This is a genomic window from Enterobacter cloacae complex sp. I2, assembly GCF_014896205.1.
Classification (GTDB): domain Bacteria; phylum Pseudomonadota; class Gammaproteobacteria; order Enterobacterales; family Enterobacteriaceae; genus Enterobacter; species Enterobacter quasihormaechei.
Map to the genome: position 1 here is coordinate 25,294 of NZ_JADBRA010000031.1, position 17,799 is coordinate 43,092.

Annotated in this window: 17 protein-coding genes and 2 tRNA genes; 4 read left to right on the plus strand and 15 right to left on the minus strand. The window is 55.4% G+C overall.

What is annotated here, in order from left to right; translation table 11 throughout:
• Positions 1 to 3 precede the first annotated feature (3 nt).
• The 9 genes from IM300_RS21225 to dnaQ all read right to left on the minus strand — a co-directional run bounded on the left by IM300_RS21225 (position 4) and on the right by dnaQ (position 9,105).
• Entirely contained in the window at positions 4 to 1,605 is a 1,602-nt protein-coding gene (locus tag IM300_RS21225) for a gamma-glutamyltransferase family protein (protein WP_193038236.1), read from the minus strand.
• Between the two features lie 9 nt (positions 1,606 to 1,614).
• Positions 1,615 to 2,490 carry an ABC transporter permease gene (locus IM300_RS21230; protein WP_193038224.1) on the minus strand — a complete coding sequence of 292 codons (876 nt, stop codon included), beginning with the start codon at positions 2,488 to 2,490 and terminating at the stop codon, positions 1,615 to 1,617.
• A gap of 2 nt (positions 2,491 to 2,492) precedes the next feature.
• Positions 2,493 to 3,434 carry an ABC transporter permease gene (locus IM300_RS21235; protein ID WP_063451776.1) on the minus strand — a complete coding sequence of 314 codons (942 nt, stop codon included), beginning with the start codon at positions 3,432 to 3,434 and terminating at the stop codon, positions 2,493 to 2,495.
• A gap of 18 nt (positions 3,435 to 3,452) precedes the next feature.
• A complete protein-coding gene (locus IM300_RS21240; RefSeq protein WP_193038226.1) occupies positions 3,453 to 4,967 on the minus strand; it encodes an ABC transporter substrate-binding protein in 1,515 nt (504 codons plus the stop codon).
• Positions 4,968 to 4,969: 2 nt separating this feature from the next.
• Positions 4,970 to 6,052, minus strand: coding sequence for an ABC transporter ATP-binding protein (locus IM300_RS21245; protein ID WP_063869182.1), 1,083 nt, complete (start codon positions 6,050 to 6,052; stop codon positions 4,970 to 4,972).
• Positions 6,049 to 7,062, minus strand: a complete 1,014-nt coding sequence (locus IM300_RS21250) for an ABC transporter ATP-binding protein (RefSeq protein ID WP_193038228.1) — start codon at positions 7,060 to 7,062, stop codon at positions 6,049 to 6,051. The genes IM300_RS21245 and IM300_RS21250 overlap by 4 nt, the downstream gene beginning before the upstream one ends.
• Positions 7,059 to 7,778 carry a FadR/GntR family transcriptional regulator gene (locus IM300_RS21255; RefSeq protein ID WP_063451779.1) on the minus strand — a complete coding sequence of 240 codons (720 nt, stop codon included), beginning with the start codon at positions 7,776 to 7,778 and terminating at the stop codon, positions 7,059 to 7,061. The genes IM300_RS21250 and IM300_RS21255 overlap by 4 nt, the downstream gene beginning before the upstream one ends.
• Before the next feature lie 386 nt (positions 7,779 to 8,164).
• A tRNA-Asp gene (locus tag IM300_RS21260) sits at positions 8,165 to 8,241 on the minus strand.
• 132 nt (positions 8,242 to 8,373) lie between these two features.
• A complete protein-coding gene (gene dnaQ / locus IM300_RS21265) occupies positions 8,374 to 9,105 on the minus strand; it encodes a DNA polymerase III subunit epsilon (protein ID WP_072201000.1) in 732 nt (243 codons plus the stop codon).
• On the opposite strand from dnaQ, the gene rnhA reads away from it, so the two are divergent.
• Positions 9,059 to 9,637, plus strand: coding sequence for a ribonuclease HI (gene rnhA, locus IM300_RS21270; protein ID WP_162196835.1), 579 nt, complete (start codon positions 9,059 to 9,061; stop codon positions 9,635 to 9,637). The two genes, dnaQ and rnhA, sit on opposite strands and share 47 nt — an antisense overlap.
• Here rnhA and IM300_RS21275 read toward each other — a convergent pair whose 3' ends face one another.
• Entirely contained in the window at positions 9,638 to 10,354 is a 717-nt protein-coding gene (locus IM300_RS21275) for a class I SAM-dependent methyltransferase (RefSeq protein WP_193038230.1), read from the minus strand. It abuts the gene before it with no gap.
• A 32-nt stretch (positions 10,355 to 10,386) separates the two neighbouring features.
• On the opposite strand from IM300_RS21275, the gene gloB reads away from it, so the two are divergent.
• Together gloB and mltD are read left to right on the plus strand one after the other, a co-directional pair.
• Entirely contained in the window at positions 10,387 to 11,145 is a 759-nt protein-coding gene (gloB, locus tag IM300_RS21280; protein ID WP_107534746.1) for a hydroxyacylglutathione hydrolase, read from the plus strand.
• 68 nt (positions 11,146 to 11,213) lie between these two features.
• Entirely contained in the window at positions 11,214 to 12,578 is a 1,365-nt protein-coding gene (gene mltD, locus IM300_RS21285; RefSeq protein ID WP_193038232.1) for a murein transglycosylase D, read from the plus strand.
• A 52-nt stretch (positions 12,579 to 12,630) separates the two neighbouring features.
• Here mltD and IM300_RS21290 read toward each other — a convergent pair whose 3' ends face one another.
• The 3 genes from IM300_RS21290 to IM300_RS21300 form a co-directional block, all read right to left on the minus strand.
• On the minus strand, positions 12,631 to 13,404 hold the full coding sequence (locus IM300_RS21290; protein ID WP_193038234.1) for a class I SAM-dependent methyltransferase: 774 nt from the start codon (positions 13,402 to 13,404) through the stop codon (positions 12,631 to 12,633).
• A gap of 77 nt (positions 13,405 to 13,481) precedes the next feature.
• Complete coding sequence (locus IM300_RS21295; RefSeq protein WP_063451802.1) at positions 13,482 to 14,282, minus strand: endonuclease/exonuclease/phosphatase family protein; 801 nt, start codon at positions 14,280 to 14,282, stop codon at positions 13,482 to 13,484.
• Between the two features lie 137 nt (positions 14,283 to 14,419).
• Entirely contained in the window at positions 14,420 to 15,595 is a 1,176-nt protein-coding gene (locus IM300_RS21300) for an MFS transporter (protein ID WP_112793276.1), read from the minus strand.
• Positions 15,596 to 15,699: 104 nt separating this feature from the next.
• Between IM300_RS21300 and yafC the strand changes: the two genes are divergently transcribed.
• Entirely contained in the window at positions 15,700 to 16,605 is a 906-nt protein-coding gene (gene yafC / locus IM300_RS21305; RefSeq protein ID WP_107534741.1) for a DNA-binding transcriptional regulator YafC, read from the plus strand.
• A gap of 28 nt (positions 16,606 to 16,633) precedes the next feature.
• Here yafC and dkgB read toward each other — a convergent pair whose 3' ends face one another.
• Positions 16,634 to 17,437 carry a 2,5-didehydrogluconate reductase DkgB gene (gene dkgB, locus IM300_RS21310; RefSeq protein WP_107534740.1) on the minus strand — a complete coding sequence of 268 codons (804 nt, stop codon included), beginning with the start codon at positions 17,435 to 17,437 and terminating at the stop codon, positions 16,634 to 16,636.
• Positions 17,438 to 17,597: 160 nt separating this feature from the next.
• Positions 17,598 to 17,674, minus strand: a tRNA-Asp gene (locus IM300_RS21315).
• Positions 17,675 to 17,799 lie beyond the last annotated feature (125 nt).

Here is a 17,799-nt window from a genome sequence, read left to right on the forward strand (position 1 = left end):
AAATCAGCTCACCAACGCCTGCCCGTCTTTGCGGCTCTCCGTCGCAGCCACGTAGTGCCCTTCCGGCATACGGTAAATCACCTGCGCGCCGCCAAAATTGTAATCCTGGAGCGGATCTTCCACCACGATCTGGTGTCCGCGCTCGCGAAGCGCCGCGATGGTATTGCGATCGAAGGTCGATTCAACAATCACTTCCCTGCCCTGCACCACGCGCCAGCGCGGGGCATCAATCGCCGCCTGCGGGTTTTGCCCGTGCAGCATAATGCGCAACGCCATCTGCATGTGCCCCTGCGCCTGCATCGGGCCACCCATCACGCCGAAGGACATCAGCGGCTTGCCGTTACCGTCCATCGCAAAACCCGGGATGATGGTGTGGAAAGGACGCTTGCTGCCCGCCAGCGCGTTCGGGTGTTTGGGATCGAGCACAAAGCCGCAGCCGCGGTTTTGCAGGCTGATTCCGGTATCCGGCACCACAATGCCTGAACCGAAGCCCATAAAGTTGGACTGAATAAACGAAACCATCATCCCGCTGGCGTCCGCGGTGCTGATGTAGACCGTGCCGCTCTGCGTCGGCGATCCGTACACAAAATCAGAGGCTTTATCGTGGTCGATAAGCGCGGCGCGCGACTTCAGATAATGGTCGCTCAGCAGCACTTTGGCCGCGAACTCCATATGCTCTTCATCCGCAACGTAGCGATCGAGATCCGCCAGCGCCAGCTTCATTGCCTCAATGGAGAGGTGCAGCCCCTGCACGGAGTCCGGGTGATGTTTCTCGATGCCGCACTGCTCCAGAATGCCGAGCGCAATCAGGGTGGCGATCCCCTGACCGTTTGGCGGCAACTCCTGCACCGACCCGCCCGCGAAGTCGCGCGACAGCAGTTCTACCCAGTCCACGCGATGGTTTGCCAGATCTTCAGCCGTCAGGTGTGCACCGTGTGCTTTGGCAAAGGCGGCAATTTTCTGCGCCAGTTCGCCACGGTAAAACGCGTCGCCGTTGGTTTTGGCGATCAGCTCCAGCGTGTTCGCCTGCGCGGGGTTACGGAAGATCTCGCCCACGCGCGGCGCGCGGCCTTCCGGCGCGAAGCAGGCGCTAAAGCCCGGCTGATCTTTCAGCTTGTTGTAACCGCGCTGCCACAGGTGCCCGATGAGCGGAGAGACGGGAAAACCGTTACGCGCATACTCAATGGCCGGCTGCGCCAGGGTGGTGAGCGGCAATGTGCCAAAACGTTCAGCCAGCGCTACCCAGCCCGACACCGCCCCCGGTACGGTTACCGCGTCCCAGCCGATTTCCGGTACAGCGGTTTTTCCGACAAACAGATCCGCATGCCAGCTGGCCGGCGAACGACCGGACGCATTCAGACCGTGAAGTTTTTCACCGTCCCAGACAATGGCAAAAGCATCGCTGCCGATGCCGTTGCCGGTCGGCTCGACAACGGTCAGCGCCATGGCGGTGGCAACCGCCGCATCAACGGCGTTTCCGCCCAGCTGTAGCATCTTCATTCCCGCCTGTGCCGCCAGCGGCTGCGAGGTGGCAACGGCGTTGTGGCCCATCATCGGCGGGCGTCGTGAATCGTAACCGGTTGTAAAATCGAGCGCTTTGGTCATCATGACTCCTTAGTCGTGGCGCGGATCGAGCGCATCGCGCAGCCCGTCGCCGAGTAAATTAAAGCCCTGAACGGCAAGGAAAATCGCCACGCCGGGGAAAACGGACATCCACGGCGCCTGCTCCAGAAACCCTTTGGCGGTGTTGAGCATGGAGCCCCAGGATGGGTTCGGCGGCTGTTGCCCTAACCCTAAAAACGAGAGGCTGGCTTCGGCGATAATCGCCGAGGCAATGGCCAGCGTGGCCTGTACCAGAATCGGTGACATCACGTTAGGCAGAACGTATTTGATAATGATCCAGCGGTCCGGCAGGCCAATCGCCCGCGCGCCGTCGATATACTCTTCGTTGCGAATGGCGATCACCTGCCCGCGCGTCAGGCGGGCGAAGATCGGCATCGCCGAGAGTCCAATGGCGATCATGGCATTCGTCAGGCTTGGGCCTAAAAATGCCCCCAGCGCGATCGCCATGATCAGGAATGGACAGGCCAGCAGTGCCTCGATAAAGCGGAAGATCACCCCGTCCCACATCTTCTGGAAATACCCCGCCACCAGCCCCAGCGGCACGCCGATGACAACCGCGATCGCCACCGACATACAGCCTGCCATCAGCGAGGTTCTCGCCCCCCAGATAATGCGGGACACGATATCGCGCCCCAGCTCGTCGGTGCCGAACCAGTAAATCGCCGAGGGCGCTTTGCGCACCGCGAGGAAGTTAGCCTTTACCGGGTCAAACGGCGCGATCCACGGTGCCAGCAGCGCCACCAGCACAAAAAAGCCCACCACAATCGCGCCAATCACCGCACTTTTATTGGCGAGGAATTTTTTCAGCACCCGGTTTTGCGCGCGCGGCAGCGCGGGCGCTACGGTTTGCGTCGTCAGTTCCGCCATGATTAACCTCGCATTTTCGGGTTGATAAGGACGTAGAGCACGTCAGCCAGCAGGTTGAGCATCAGGAAACCGATCGCCACGATCAGCACTACGCCCTGCACCACCGCGTAATCGCGGTTGAACACCGAGTCGACGATCATTTTGCCGAAGCCCGGAATGGTGAAGACCTGCTCGGTCAGCACCGCCCCGCCCAGCAGCTCGCCGAACAGCAGCGTGGTGAGGGTGATCACCGGCACCAGCGCGTTGCGAAAGGCGTGCTTCAGGACCACCGCTTTCGGCAGCAACCCCTTAGCGCGCGCGGTGCGGATGTAATCCGCTTTCAGCACCGCAATCATCGACGCACGGGTATGGCGCATCAGCGTTGCCGCCAGGCCGGTCCCGAGCACGGACGCGGGCAGCAGCAATGTCCGCAGGTTCTGGATCGGATCTTCACTGAACGGCACATAACCGGACGCAGGCAGCCATTGCAGGTTTACTGAAAAGACCAGAATCAGCAGGATCCCCAGCCAGAAGTGCGGTATTGAGATCCCCGAGATCGCCACAAAATTCGCCCCGTGATCGACCCAGCTGTTTTTGTTCACCGCCGCGAGGATCCCCATGCTGATACCAAACACCAGCGCGATAATCATCGCCAGCAGCGACAGCTCCAGCGTGACCGGCAGCTTGCTGGCAATCAGCTGCGTGACCGGCTCATGAGTGCGTAAGGAGACACCCAGATCGCCTTGCAGCGCGCGCGTCAGCCAGTTGAAATACTGCACGGGGATCGGCGCGTCCAGATTCAGCTCAGCACGCAGCTGGGCGATCACCGCCGGATCGCGCTCCTCCCCGGCCATGGCGATCAGCGGGTCGCCGGGCAGCAGCTTTTGCAGGCCGAACACCATCATGCTCACCAGCAGCAGAGTGGGAATAGCCAGCAGCAGACGTTTGCAAATCAGTTCCAGCATGGGTTCTCCTCAGGAGGTTTATTTCGCCAGCGTTAAGCCAGCCAGACGCACAATGCCGTCCGGGTACGCTTTGAAGCCCTGCACGCGCTTGTTCAGGCCAAAAATGCGCGGTTCGAAGTAGAGGTAGGCAATCGGCATGTCGGTTTGCAGCTGCTTCACCACCTTGTCATAGAGCGGCTGGCGGGCGGCCTGATCGGTACTCTGGCGCGCCTGCGTTAGCCATTCATCCACCTGAGCATTGCTGTAGCGGCCATCGTTGAGGGTGCCTTTGCTGTTGATAAAGCCGTAGATGCTGCCATCTGGATCCGGGCGACCCGACCAGCCGGAGAAGCTCAACTGGTAGTCACCGCTCTGCTGGCGATCCAGCAGCGTGGCGAACTCGGTCATTTGCAGGTTCAGGTTAAAGCCCGCCTCTGCCACCATCGCCTGCAATACCTGGCCCACCTGCTGCGAGGTTGGGTTGTTCGGCACCAGCAGATTGACGGTCAGCGGCGCGGTGACACCTGCGGCTTTCAGCAGCGCTTTGGCTTTGTCGACGTCACGCGGGGGAACCGGAAGATTGACGTGATACGGGCTTACCGGCGAAAACGCCTGGTTTGCCGGAGTGTAAAGTCCCTCGAACACCACCTGGTTTAAAGCATCGCGATCGATGGCCTGGGAAAATGCTTCACGCACGCGGGCATCTTTGAAGGGATCGTTCGCCGGGACTTTGCCATTGTTAATGTTGAAAGTGATGCCCTGGTATCCGAGGCCCGTTACCTTCGCCAGCGCCAGTTTGCTGTCGGCCTCGACGGTTTTGACGTCGCTGGCGGCAATGCCTTCGGTCAGATCGAGATCGCCCGCGCGCAGGTTCGCCAGGCGCACGGAAGCATCCGGGATCGGCAGATAGATAATTTTGTCAAAGTGGTAGGCGTCTTTGTTCCAGTAGTTGTCGAAGCGGGTCAGCACAATGCGGTCCTGCGACACGCGGCTGTCGAACTTATACGGGCCGGAACAGACTGGATGCGCGGCAAATTCGGCTTTTTTCGCGGCTTCCGGCGCCATCATTGCGCCTGCGCGATCGGTGAGCTGCATCAGAAGTGCGGCATCCGGCGTTTTCAGGTGCAGGGCTATCTGCATCGGGCCGGTGACCTCCACTGACTCAACGGAAGAGAGTTCACTTTTACGCAGAGAACCTTTTAACGTCAGGGCACGGTCGAGGTTGTATTTCGCGGCGGCGGCATCAAATTTTTCACCGTCGTGGAAGGTCACGCCATCACGGAGATCCAGGGTCAGCGTTTTACCGTCATTGCTCCACGCCCAGGATTTTGCCAGTCCCGGCACCACCTTGAGATGTTCGTCCACGTCCACCAGCCGGTCACACAGGGAGGCAAACACGAAGCGGCCATAATAGGTACGCGCCAGATGCGGGTCCAGCATGTCCGGGTCTGCGCCCAGGCCGATTCGCAGCACGCTTTCAGAATGGGCGGGCAGCGCCGCGCCAAGCAACATAACACTTCCCAGTACGGTCAAAAGAGAATTACGCATTGTCATTATCATGAGTTCCTTGAAGGAAGGGAGGAGTGAGTGGCCGCGTGTTCAAACAGCGCGCGGCGGCGCAAAAATGCGGCGGATGGCGGTGCGATCTGGATAACGCTGCGATCGCGGTTAATCTCCTGCCAGCGGTGGCAGGCGACCTGACGCCCGCCGTCGATGACCTGATTAATCGGCTCGACCTGGCGGCATTCATCGGTAACGTAGGGGCAACGGGTGTGGAAACGGCAGCCGGAGGGCGGATTAGCCGGGTTCGGTAAATCACCCTGCAACAGCGGCGCATCCCGCGCTACGCCTGGCTGCATCTGCGGTGCTGAGGCAATTAACGCCTGAGTATAGGGATGCAGCGGCGCGTCGAAGATGTCGTCGACGGTGGCCAGCTCGACGATTTGCCCAAGATACATCACCGCCACGCGGTCGCTCATATGACGGATAACCGCCAGCCCGTGGGCGACGATCACCATCGTTAGCCCCAGCTGGTGCTTCAGGCTTTCCAGTAAATTCACCACCTGTGCCTGAACGGAAACGTCCAGCGCAGAGACCGGTTCATCGCCCAGCAGCAGCGTTGGGCCCGACGCCAGCGCGCGCGCAATGCCGATACGCTGGCGCTGCCCGCCGGAAAATTCGTGCGGATAACGCCCGGCCCAGGCCGCGGGCAAGCCGACCGTCCTGAGCAGCTCGGCAACGCGGTACTGGCGATCCGCTTTTTTCATGTTCTGATGCAGCCACAGCGGCTCACCAACAATCTGCTCTACCGTCATGCGCGGGTTCAGCGAGGCGAAGGGATCCTGAAAGATGATCTGTAGCTCACGCCGAAGCTGGTTCAGACGAGCACCTGAAGCATGGGTGATCTCCTCACCCTGATAAAATACGCGCCCTTCGCTGGCACTCAGCAGGCGCAGCAGCAGACGACCGAGGGTGGATTTTCCGGAACCGGATTCGCCGACAATGGCCAGCGTTTCGCCTGGCATCACCGACAGCGAAACGCGGTCAACAGCTGTAACAAAGCGGGCCGGCGTAAACAGTTTTTTCGGGCCGGGGAAAAGCTTGCTCAGATCGCGGGCTTCAAGAATGGGCGTGGTCATGCAATTTCTCCCAGGGCAATGTGTTGTTCCAGCGGCACGCGGAAGCAGGCAACCTGATGGCCCGCGCCGAGCGGAGTGAGCGGTGGTTTATCAGCATGACAGCGCGTCTGCGCGAAGGGACATCGGGTGGCAAAGCGGCAGCCTTGAGGCATGGATTCCGGCAGCGGGACCGACCCGGGAATGGTGGAAAGCTGGCCCTTGCGTGCGCCAAGGGAGGGGATCGAGCCCATCAAGCCAATTGTGTACGGATGCTGCGGGTCGGCAAATATCGCCTCGACGCTCCCCTGCTCCACTACCTGTCCGGCGTACATTACCGCCACCTGCTGCGCGACTTCGGCCACCACGCCTAAATCGTGAGTGATCATCAGCACCGCCGTGCCGGTTTCTTCTTTTAAGGTATTGAGCAGGGCGAGAATTTGCGCCTGAATGGTCACGTCCAGGGCGGTAGTGGGTTCGTCAGCAATCAGTAATTTGGGGTGGTTTATCAGGGCCATCGCAATCATCACGCGCTGGCGCATACCGCCGGAAAGCTGATGCGGGTAAGCCTTGAGGCGCATCTCTGCGGCCGGGATCTGCACCTTCTCCAGGATCTGTAGCGCAACCGTCATCGCCTCAGCCCGGGAGATCGTTTGATGGCGCATCACCGCTTCACTGAGCTGATCGCCAAGCGTGAAGGCCGGGTTGAGCGAGGTCATGGGCTCCTGGAATATCATCGCCAGCTCGCTGCCGCGCAGATCGGCATACTCACGCGGCGAGAGCTTGCGCAGATCGTGGCGGCGGAAATGCATCTCCCCGCTGACGATCCGGGCGCTGGCAGGCAATAACCCCATCAGCGCCAGGGAAGTGATGCTTTTACCGCAGCCGGACTCGCCCACCAGCGCCAGCGTCTCTCCCGCCCTGACCGTCAGGGAGATGTCTTCGAGCACGCTTACCGGCGAGCCCGCGAATTTAACGTTGAGGTTTTGCAGCCGCAGTACGGGCGTGGAGTCCTTAAAGGGTATCGTCGTCATAGCGTGGAATCGTCCTCAAGGTGGATAGCCTGAATCAGGGCGGTTTGCAGGCTGAGCAGGTGTTCGCGCATGGCGGCGGCTGCTTCATTAGGCTGGCGATGAATAATCGCTGACATGATGTTGTGATGGTGGTCGTTGTAGCTATCGACACGTTCAGGGGTGCGGGCAAGCTCGCGCAAATGCTGCCAGCCGGGCTCCCGGCGGACGGCATCTATCGCATCGAAAAGCCCTAGCATCAGGCGGTTGCCTGCTGCTTCCGCAATGGCGCGGTGAAAGGCGCTATCCCACAGTTCGTTGAGATCGCGGTCATCCGGACTGACCTTATCAATGCGTTCCAGCATGCGCTGCATGAGCGCGAGGTTTTCCCTGGTGGCACGCAGTGCCGCAAGTCGGGCTAAGCCGGGTTCAAGCTGTAGACGAGCTTCCATGACTTCCAGCAGGTTGGTTTGCTGAACCAATCCCTGAAGCGCCAACGGCTCAACAGGGGCAGCCGGACCAATGAAGGTGCCCTTGCCCTGCTTGCGCCAGATACGCCCTTCCTCTTCCAGCACATCCAGCGCGCGACGCACTTCACGTCGCCCTACGCCGAGCGTGTCCGACAGCTCACGTTCAGTGGGCAGCGGAATGCCTGGTGTTGACTCGTGCTGGTTGATAAGCCCGCGCAACTGCTCAAGCGCGGTGCTGGAATTTGCTAAAAACCGTGAAGGCTTTTCCATATTGGTTCGCTCGCTTTCATCACAACTTTATATTTACCAACGATAAGTTATTGATATGACGCACTACTTATCGTGCTAATGATTAAGCAATAAGCGAACCAATAACGTATTGGTTCAGAAGTTTTCTGAAAAATGATCGGTAACCGAATGATTTCTTATGAATTATTTTTACATAATTATTACATAACTAAGTGAGATTCGGAGAGGGGATGGGCAAACAATGCACAAAGGCAGTGCAAATAACGCACTAAAACCGTGCAGATGTTAATAAATTGCACTGAATATATTAACTTTTTGTTAACAAAAATAAGAAGAGAGATAAGCGAGTGTAGGGAGTATAAAACGACGAAAGCCTGAATCATTTCTGATTCAGGCTTTCTAAATAGTGGCGGAACGGACGGGACTCGAACCCGCGACCCCCTGCGTGACAGGCAGGTATTCTAACCGACTGAACTACCGCTCCACTGTTCCCGTTTGGGGAACGAGGCGAATATTACGGTCTGCCTCGTAACTCGTCAACGCTTTTTCTCAGGTTTTGAATCGTTTGCTGCAAAAATCACCCAAACGGTGATTTAACAAACGTTTCCGCCTTTTTTCACCCACGCCACAGACAGCTTCCGCCCTTCTTCTGAACTAAATCGAGGCGAGATTCGTGGTTCATCAGCTCTTCATCACTGGCTAAAACAACCCGCAGGCGATTCGCCTGGCGCACGACCCGCTGAATACCGCCTTCGTCCCGCGTCTGCTGGGATTCATTTTCCATACTGAATTTTATCGATGTTTGCCCGCCGGTCATGGTCAGGTAAACATCGGCCAGGATCTGGGCATCGAGCAATGCGCCGTGCAGGGTTCGCTTGGTGTTGTCTATCTCATAGCGAGAGCACAGGGCATCAAGGCTGTTACGCTTGCCGGGAAACATCTTCCTTGCCAGCGCCAGGCTATCCGTAACTTTACAGAACGTATTGGTCTTTGGAATATCGCGGTTGAGCTTGCTGAACTCATAGTCCATAAAGCCGATATCGAACGATGCGTTATGAATGACAAGTTCCGCACCTCTGATGTAGTCGAGAAATTCATCCGCGACATCGGCGAAGGTGGGCTTATCCAGCAAAAACTCATCGGCAATCCCGTGAACGCCGAACGCTTCCGGATCCACCAGCCGATCGGGTTTGAGGTAAACGTGGAAGTTGTTGCCCGTAAGACGACGGTTCACTACTTCAACGGCACCAATCTCAATGATTTTATGCCCTTCGTAGTGGGCGCCAATCTGGTTCATACCGGTGGTTTCGGTATCAAGAACAATCTGGCGAGTAATTGCAGTGCTCATAGCGGTCATTTATGTCAGACTTATCGTTTTACTGAACGTTTCAAATACAGGAAGTCTACCAGAGATGCGTAAACAGGTAGAAATTTTCACCGATGGATCTTGTCTCGGTAACCCAGGGCCCGGCGGTTATGGCGCCATTATGCGTTATCGTGAGCATGAAAAAACCTTTAGTGAAGGCTATTTTCTCACCACCAACAACCGCATGGAGCTGATGGCGGCCATCGTGGCGCTGGAAGCGTTAAAAGAACATTGTGACGTGGTGCTGAGTACTGACAGCCAGTATGTCCGCCAGGGCATCACCCAGTGGATCCACAACTGGAAAAAACGCGGCTGGAAAACGGCAGAGAAAAAGCCAGTCAAGAATGTCGACCTCTGGAAGCGTCTTGATGCCGCCCTCGGTCAGCACGAAATCAAATGGGAATGGGTAAAGGGCCACGCCGGGCACCCTGAAAACGAACGCTGTGACGAGCTGGCTCGCGCGGCGGCATCCAACCCGACCCATGAGGACGCAGGTTATCAGCCTGAATCCTGATCACGGTTTTTTGTACTGCCGCGTGGCACCCACGGTCTGGCGGATCCGCGTTTTTGATTTGCTTTGCTTCATCGGGTTGAGCGTAAGGGGGATCGTCCTCTTACGCGCGACAATATACTGCATGCAGCCCAGCGCGGGTAAATGGGTGCTGAGTAAAACACCGCCTTTTCGCGTCCAGGGAATGACTTGAAAACCGCCGTAGCTCAGCACTTCAAAATTCAGCAGTGAAAGCCAGTCCAGCTGGCGCATCATAGTAAACATCCGGCTGTTATACGGCGGCGTGCGGCGAAGTACGGGTGTTAGCTTGCGTAGCCCCATCAGACTCAGCGGATTAAAACCGCTCAGGATCAGCCAGCCGTCGTCAATCATCACGCGGTCGGCTTCCCGCAGCAGACGATGGGGATCGCTACACCAGGGCAGCGCATGGGCGAGCAGACAGGCATCGATGGATTTTTCCGCAAACGGCAAATGCAACGGATCTGCTTTCACCTGAACCGGGGAACCCTTAAGCGATACGTTAACCTGATGCGAGATAGCGCAGCTTTCGGTATTGATTTCTGCGCTGAGATTGCCAATCTTAAGCAGGTGAAAACCATACATTTTCGCGAGCCAGGGTTTAAGCTGAAGTTCTAAAGCTTCGCGATAATATTCACCCCAGGGCAACTCTGCCCAACGATCCGGTGGTGCGACAGTCTGAGGTATCCTTGCCGGTTTCATCAAAACACCCGCCACGCTATAAGAGGTAATGCATGAATCTTATCAGTATTTCCGCCTTTCAGGACAATTACATCTGGGTTTTAGTCGACGACGATCGCAGATGCATCATTGTCGATCCCGGCGAATCCACTCCGATCCTGGACGCAATAAATGAAAACGGCTGGCAGCCGGAGGCGATTCTCCTCACCCACCATCACAATGACCACGTGGGCGGCGTTCCCGATCTGCTTGCGCAATATCCTGGTCTTGCCGTGTATGGGCCGGCTGAGACACAAAACAAGGGCACAACGCAAGTCGTTAGCGAGGGCGAAAGTGTCCAGATTCTTGGGTGGGAGTTTTCCGTATTTGCTACACCGGGTCACACTTCTGGACATCTCTGTTTCTACAGTAAACCTTATCTGTTTTGCGGCGACACGCTGTTTTCAGGGGGGTGCGGAAGGCTTTTTGAAGGCACGCCAGAACAAATGTATCAATCTTTACAAAAAATTAATGCATTGCCTGCCGACACCGTAATTTGCTGTGCCCACGAGTATACATTAGGAAATATGAAGTTTGCTGCGAGCATCTTACCCGAGGATCGGGCGATTCAGGATTATTACCAGAAAGTGAAGGAGTTACGTGCAAAAAATCAAAAAACACTCCCCGTAATTCTGAAAAATGAGCGCCAAATAAATTTATTTTTAAGAACGAATGACGTTGATTTAATTAATAAAATTAACCAAGAAACAAATTTGCAACAACCAGAAGCGCGTTTTGCATGGTTAAGGTCAAAGAAAGATAACTTCAGATAAATGCGGGTTGCCTTTTCAAAATTTCGCCGTTATCATCGCTCGTCTTTTAAGCAACTATTGACACACACATGAAGGCAAAAGCGATATTACTCGCCTCTGTCCTGCTTGTTGGTTGCCAGTCACAGAACGGCGGCAACGTACAGCAGCACGCACAGAGCCTTTCTGCGGCTGGTCAAGGGGAAGCAGGGAAGTTTACGAGTCAGGCGCGATGGTTGGACGATGGGACATCCTTCGCGCAGGAACAAGACTTGTGGGCCTCTATTGGCGACGAGCTAAAGATGGGAATTCCGGAGAACACCCGGATTCGCGAACAGAAGCAGAAGTATTTAAGAAATAAGAGCTATCTCCACGATGTAACATTACGGGCAGAGCCGTATATGTACTGGATAGCCGGGCAAGTTAAAAAACGTAACATGCCTATGGAACTGGTACTACTACCCATAGTGGAGAGCGCTTTTGACCCGCACGCGACGTCTGGCGCCAATGCCGCAGGCATTTGGCAGATCATTCCGAGCACAGGGCGAAATTATGGTTTAAAGCAGACCCGCAACTACGATGCGCGTCGTGATGTTGTCGCTTCAACGACAGCCGCTCTCGACATGATGCAACGTCTGAATAAGATGTTTGATGGCGACTGGTTATTGACTGTCGCAGCGTATAACAGTGGTGAAGGTCGTGTACTGAAGGCAATGAAAGCGAATAAAGCGCGTGGTAAATCCACAGACTTCTGGTCGCTCTCACTGCCACAGGAAACAAAGATTTACGTACCGAAAATGCTGGCCCTGAGCGATATTCTCAAGAACAGCAAACGTTACGGTGTACAACTGCCAACACCAGACGAAAGTCGTGCACTGGCGCGTGTCCGCCTCAGCAGCCCGGTTGATATTCAACAGGTTGCCGATATGACGGGTATGTCGGTAAGTAAATTGAAAACCTTTAATGCAGGTGTTAAAGGCTCTACGCTGGGTGCAAGTGGCCCGCGCTATGTGATGGTTCCGCAGAAACACGCAGAACAGTTACGTGAGTCTTTAGCTTCGGGTGAAATTGCAGCCGTTCAGTCCACGCTGATCGCTGATACGTCGCCAGTAAGCAGCCGCAGCTATAAGGTGCGTTCAGGTGATACGCTTTCAGGTATTGCATCACGTCTTGGCGTGAATACGAAAGATCTCCAGCAGTGGAATAATCTGCGCGGGTCGGGTCTGAAAGTGGGTCAAACGCTGACCGTAGGTGCAGGTAACAGCGCACAGCGTCTCGCTAAAAACAGCGATAGCATTACCTATCGCGTGCGTAAAGGCGACTCGCTGTCCAGTATCGCTAAGCGTCACGGCGTAAACATCAAAGATGTGATGCGCTGGAACAACGATACGGCCAACCTGCAACCTGGCGACCAGCTGACGCTGTTTGTGAAAAACAGCGCTACGCCAGATTCCTGATAGTACGATCGCTTGGTAAAAAGGCACCGATTCCCCTCGGTGCCTTTTTTGTTTATCCCGCTTTATGCGCTTCGGCCATGATGGTGTCGCTGGTAAATGAACCATCCTCATGCAGTTCAAAGTACGCCTTCACGTCAGCAGAGGCGCTCTCCTGATACAATCGGATCGCCTGCGTTAATGCCTCCGGTGTGCGCATCCGCGCAATCCATGACGTAAACTCCAGCGGCAAACGGTCGGTTATCAACGAGCGTGAAATCAGGCCGGCTTCGGTGATAAACGTAAGCCACTCTCCACTGGAGTAGTTTTGCACGTGCGAGGTATCACGCAGCGCTTCAACCGTCTGAAGCCAGATATTCCGCACCGGATGTCCGGGAGACATCACGTCCATGATGATGAAGATCCCGCCCGGTTTGAGCACGCGTTTCACTTCCCGTAATGCCTGACCCACATCATGCCAGTGGTGTGCAGAGTAACGGCTAATCACAACCTCAAACGACGCATCCTCAAAGGGTAAAGATTCAGCGTAGCCCTGGCGTGTCGTGACGTTATTCAGCCCTTTTGCTTTCGCCGCCTCAGTAACCACGTCCAACATCTGGCTCGATAAATCATACGCCGTTACCTGGCCGACATGCTGTGCGGCGGTAAAACTGGCGTGCCCGGCCCCGCAGCCTAAGTCCAGCACGTGCGCATCAGGAAAGGCGGCGAGCCGTTCGCCAAGATGCACCAGATCGCGGCCAGAAGCGTGCACGGCGCTGCTCAGATAGGCACTTGCCTGAGAACCAAACTGTTTTTCGACGTTGTCATGATGGGAGTGTGTTGTTGTCATGTTGCTGTCCTTTTATGGGTTAAATAATAAAGGGCAGCACCCGCACAGGCCTGCCCCACGGCAGACCTGACGCACCATTATTTATCAGGTTTGCCGGGACTGAATTCAACGAGTAGAGGATTATGATCGGAGGCGCGCGTCACCAGTACGGAGGCGTCGTGCACGCTTAAACCACGATAGAAAACGAAATCGAGAGGACGGCCAAACGCTTTCTTGCGCTGGTCATCGCCAAAACGCACTTCACGCAGCGACATTTCACGCGCAAAGCGGTACAACGCGTTCATGCGCGGACGGCTCCAGGCATTGAAGTCGCCGGCCATAATGATTGGCCCGCTGTGATGAGCAATCTGATCGCCAATGGGAAGTAACTGCTTACTATACACATCAACGCCCAGGCTGAAGTTTACCGCATGAATGTTTACCACCATCAGCAGACGGGTATCAGGCAACGGATAGACCGTGACCAGCGCCGATTTTGCCAGACGCAGGATCGGTTCACGTTCACGCAGCGGGCAGCAATAGACCGGATGTGCGGCTGAAAGGGTCATCACCCCAGATGGATGCTGTGGCAGAACAAAGGCAGGCACCTGATCGGCTGCAAGATAGTTTGTTGTTGCAAACCTTACCAGCTCAGGCGTGGTTTGCGCCTCCTGTAAGAGAACCAGATGCGCATCTTTGCCGAAATTTTGAAGTACGGATAACCACTCCGCGCGCTGTTGCTTGAAGATGTTCCACACCAGCACGCGAATTTTATCGTCACTGCTTAAGGGAGTGCCCGCAGGTAATGCCTGGCTGAGGCTCGCAAACGACCCCGGAGGCAAGATCCTCTCCGCAGGCATTCCGGCAACATAACGCATGGCATAGGTATTTTTTCGCACTTTTGGAAACGGCCTCTGTAACATGAACCAGCCCGGAAAACGGACTGGTTCTAATGTTATAGGGATTTTAGGTCACACTTTCAACGCAATTACTGAGAAACCGCTTTCCAGTTTTGTAAGCAAGCACTTACTGATACTCATCCCAGCGCGACGCGAGCAGGTTTATCAAGCCGTCCACTCAGAGCAATCAGGAAGAAAGCGACAAGCACAATCACTGCGCCAATCCACGGCGTCTGGGTTAATCCAACGTGTTCAACCGTCTGCCCACCGATAACCGAGCCGAGTGCGATACCGACATTGAATGCGGCGATATTCAGGCCGGATGCGATATCCACCGCATTGGGGGTATAGCGTTCAGCTTTCTGCACAACATAGACCTGCAATCCCGGTACGTTACCAAACGCGAATACCCCCATAACCAATACCGTTACCAGCGCGGCGTATTGCATCGATGCGGTGAACTGGAAAATCATCAGCAGAACAACCAGTGCGGCGAAGATGAACTTCAGCGCCGGTACCGCACCATGCTTATCCGCAAGCTTGCCGCCCCAGATATTGCCGATTGCGACGGAGATACCGTAGCCCAGTAAAATCCAGCTCACTGCCCCCGGGGAGAAACCAGCCAGCTCCTGCATCATCGGTGCAAGGAAGGTGAACGCAGTGAACACGCCACCATAGCCCAGCGCCGTTACGGCATAGATAAGCAGCAGGCGCGGGTGTGTTAGAACCTTAACCTGATCGCTCAGGCTGGCACTCGCGCGCCCCGGGATATTCGACGGGACCAACAGCAGGCTGGCCACCAGAGCAATGACGCCCAACAGCGATACCGCGAGGAAGGTTTCACGCCAGCCAAAATGTTGTCCGATAAACGTGCCTAACGGCACGCCAGTAACCAGCGCGACGGTTAAGCCACCAAACATAATCGCAATGGCTGACGCCGCTTTCTCTTTTGGCACCAGGCTGGTTGCAATCGTGGAACCGATAGAGAAGAAGACTCCGTGCGCGAGGCCTGTCAGCAGGCGAGCAATGACCAGCGTGGCGTAATCCGGTGCCTGCCAGGCCAGAATATTGCCGGCGGTAAAGAGCACCATCAGGGCGACTAACAGTTGTTTACGCGGGAATCGGCCGGTCAGCGCCGTCAGCACAGGCGCCCCAACAGCGACACCTAACGCATAAATAGATACCAGCAGCCCGGCAGAGGGCAGCGAAATGGCAAGTTGATGAGCAATGGTAGGGACCAGTCCTACAATAACAAATTCGGTCGTGCCAATTGCAAAGGCACTGATCGTCAGGGCAAGAAGCGCCAGTGGCATAAAATACTCCGTCTCTACAGGATTAAGATGACAGGCAGTATGCGCCAGTGTTTAAATAACAAAAATGGTTAGAATCTCAATAGAATTTTGCAGGTGGTGCAATAATGAAGGCAACATCGGAAGAACTGACTATCTTTGTCGCCGTGGTCGAAAGCGGGAGCTTTAGCCGCGCCGCCGAACAGCTCGGGCAGGCGAACTCAGCCATCAGCCGCTCGGTGAAAAAGCTGGAAATGAAGCTCGGGGTAAGCCTGCTTAACAGAACAACGCGCCAGCTCAGCCTGACGGAAGAAGGTGAGCGTTATTTTCGACGCGTGCAGTCCGTTTTGCAGGAGATGGCGGCGGCAGAAACGGAAATCATAGAATCACGCAGCACGCCGCGTGGGCTGCTGCGCATAGATGCGGCGACGCCGGTCGTACTGCATTTCCTGATGCCGTTAATCAAGCCCTTCCGGGAGCGTTACCCGGAGATGACCCTGTCGCTGGTCTCTTCTGAGACATTCATTAACCTGATTGAGCGTAAAGTTGACGTGGCGATCCGCGCGGGCACTCTGACGGACTCAAGCTTACGCGCGCGCCCCCTGTTCGCCAGCTACCGCAAAATTATCGCGTCACCGCAATATATTGCCGAGCATGGCAGACCGGAGACGGTTGAAGAGCTGAAGCAGCATCTCTGTCTGGGTTTTACGGAGCCTGTAAGCCTGAATACCTGGCCTGTCGCCTGCCATGACGGGCAGCTTCATGAAATTACCTGCGGCATCTCTTCTAACAGCGGGGAAACGCTGAAGCAGCTGTGTCTGCAAGGGAATGGGATCGCCTGCTTATCCGACTATATGATTGATAAGGAAATTGCAGCTGGCCAGCTAGTTGAGCTGATGGCTGATAAACGCTTGCCTGTAGAGATGCCTTTTAGCGCGGTGTATTACAGTGACCGAGCGGTAAGTACGCGCATACGCGCATTTATCGACTTCCTGAGTGAGCATATAAAAACAGCTCCCGGAGGAGCTGTGTGAGGGTTAAGGGCACAGAGGGAGGGTTTTATTAATCCCAGTCTGGTGCTAACCCTTCCGGGCTGACCAGACGATCGTTGCATTCCAGTGCTGCGATCGCTTTTTTATCTTCATCATCAAGCTGGAGATCCCACGCTAACAGGTTACTTGCCAGGTTTTCACGTTTGGTTGAAGACGGGATCACAGCATAACCTTCACCCATCGCCCATGCCAGGATCACCTGTGCAGCTGTCGCATTGTGTTTTTCAGCGATGCGCGCTATGACTTCATCTTTCAGGGCCTTACCATAAGCCAGCGTCATGTACGAGGTGATATGAATACCATGCTGTTTCGCCCAGTCCACTACGTTGCGGTTTTGCAGGTAGGGAGAGAGTTCAATCTGGTTAGTAGCAATATTCTCTTTACCCACTGCGGCAATGGCTTTTTCCATCAATGGGATAGTGAAATTCGAGATACCAATTTCACGCGTTAAGCCCTGCTCTTTTGCTTCCAGCAGCGCCTGCATAAACTCTTCTACGGAGACGGCATCGCCAGGTGATGGCCAGTGGATCAACGTCAGATCAACATAATCAGTACGCAGCTTTTTCAGACTTTCCTTCAGGCTTGGGATCAGCTTGTCTTTGCTGAGGTTCTCAATCCAGATTTTGGTGGTGATGAAAAGCTCGTGGCGCGGTACGCCGCTCTCTTCGATGGCCAGGCCTACGGCAGCTTCGTTGTCATAAATCTGCGCCGTATCAACGGCGCGATAGCCCAGTTCCAGAGCGGTTTTAACAGATGCGATAACAACGTCGTCCTTCAGGCGAAAAGTGCCGAGACCCAGTGCAGGGATAGTCATATGATTCCTCAATCGTTATGTTCGTAAACTGAGGAGGATTATCGCTGTGGTTGTTATGTCGAAAAAGATCGTAAAACGCAGAGGATTTTTGCTAATTTCGCAATAGTTAAACGACAGATAAGAAAAAAGCCCTGAGCGTTAGCTCAGGGCTTTTAATAAGTGGCGGAACGGACGGGACTCGAACCCGCGACCCCCTGCGTGACAGGCAGGTATTCTAACCGACTGAACTACCGCTCCACCGAATACTTCTGTAACCACCGGATTAATGCACCGGCTTACTACTTAATTTGATGCCTGGCAGTTCCCTACTCTCACATGGGGAGACCCCACACTACCATCGGCGCTACGGCGTTTCACTTCTG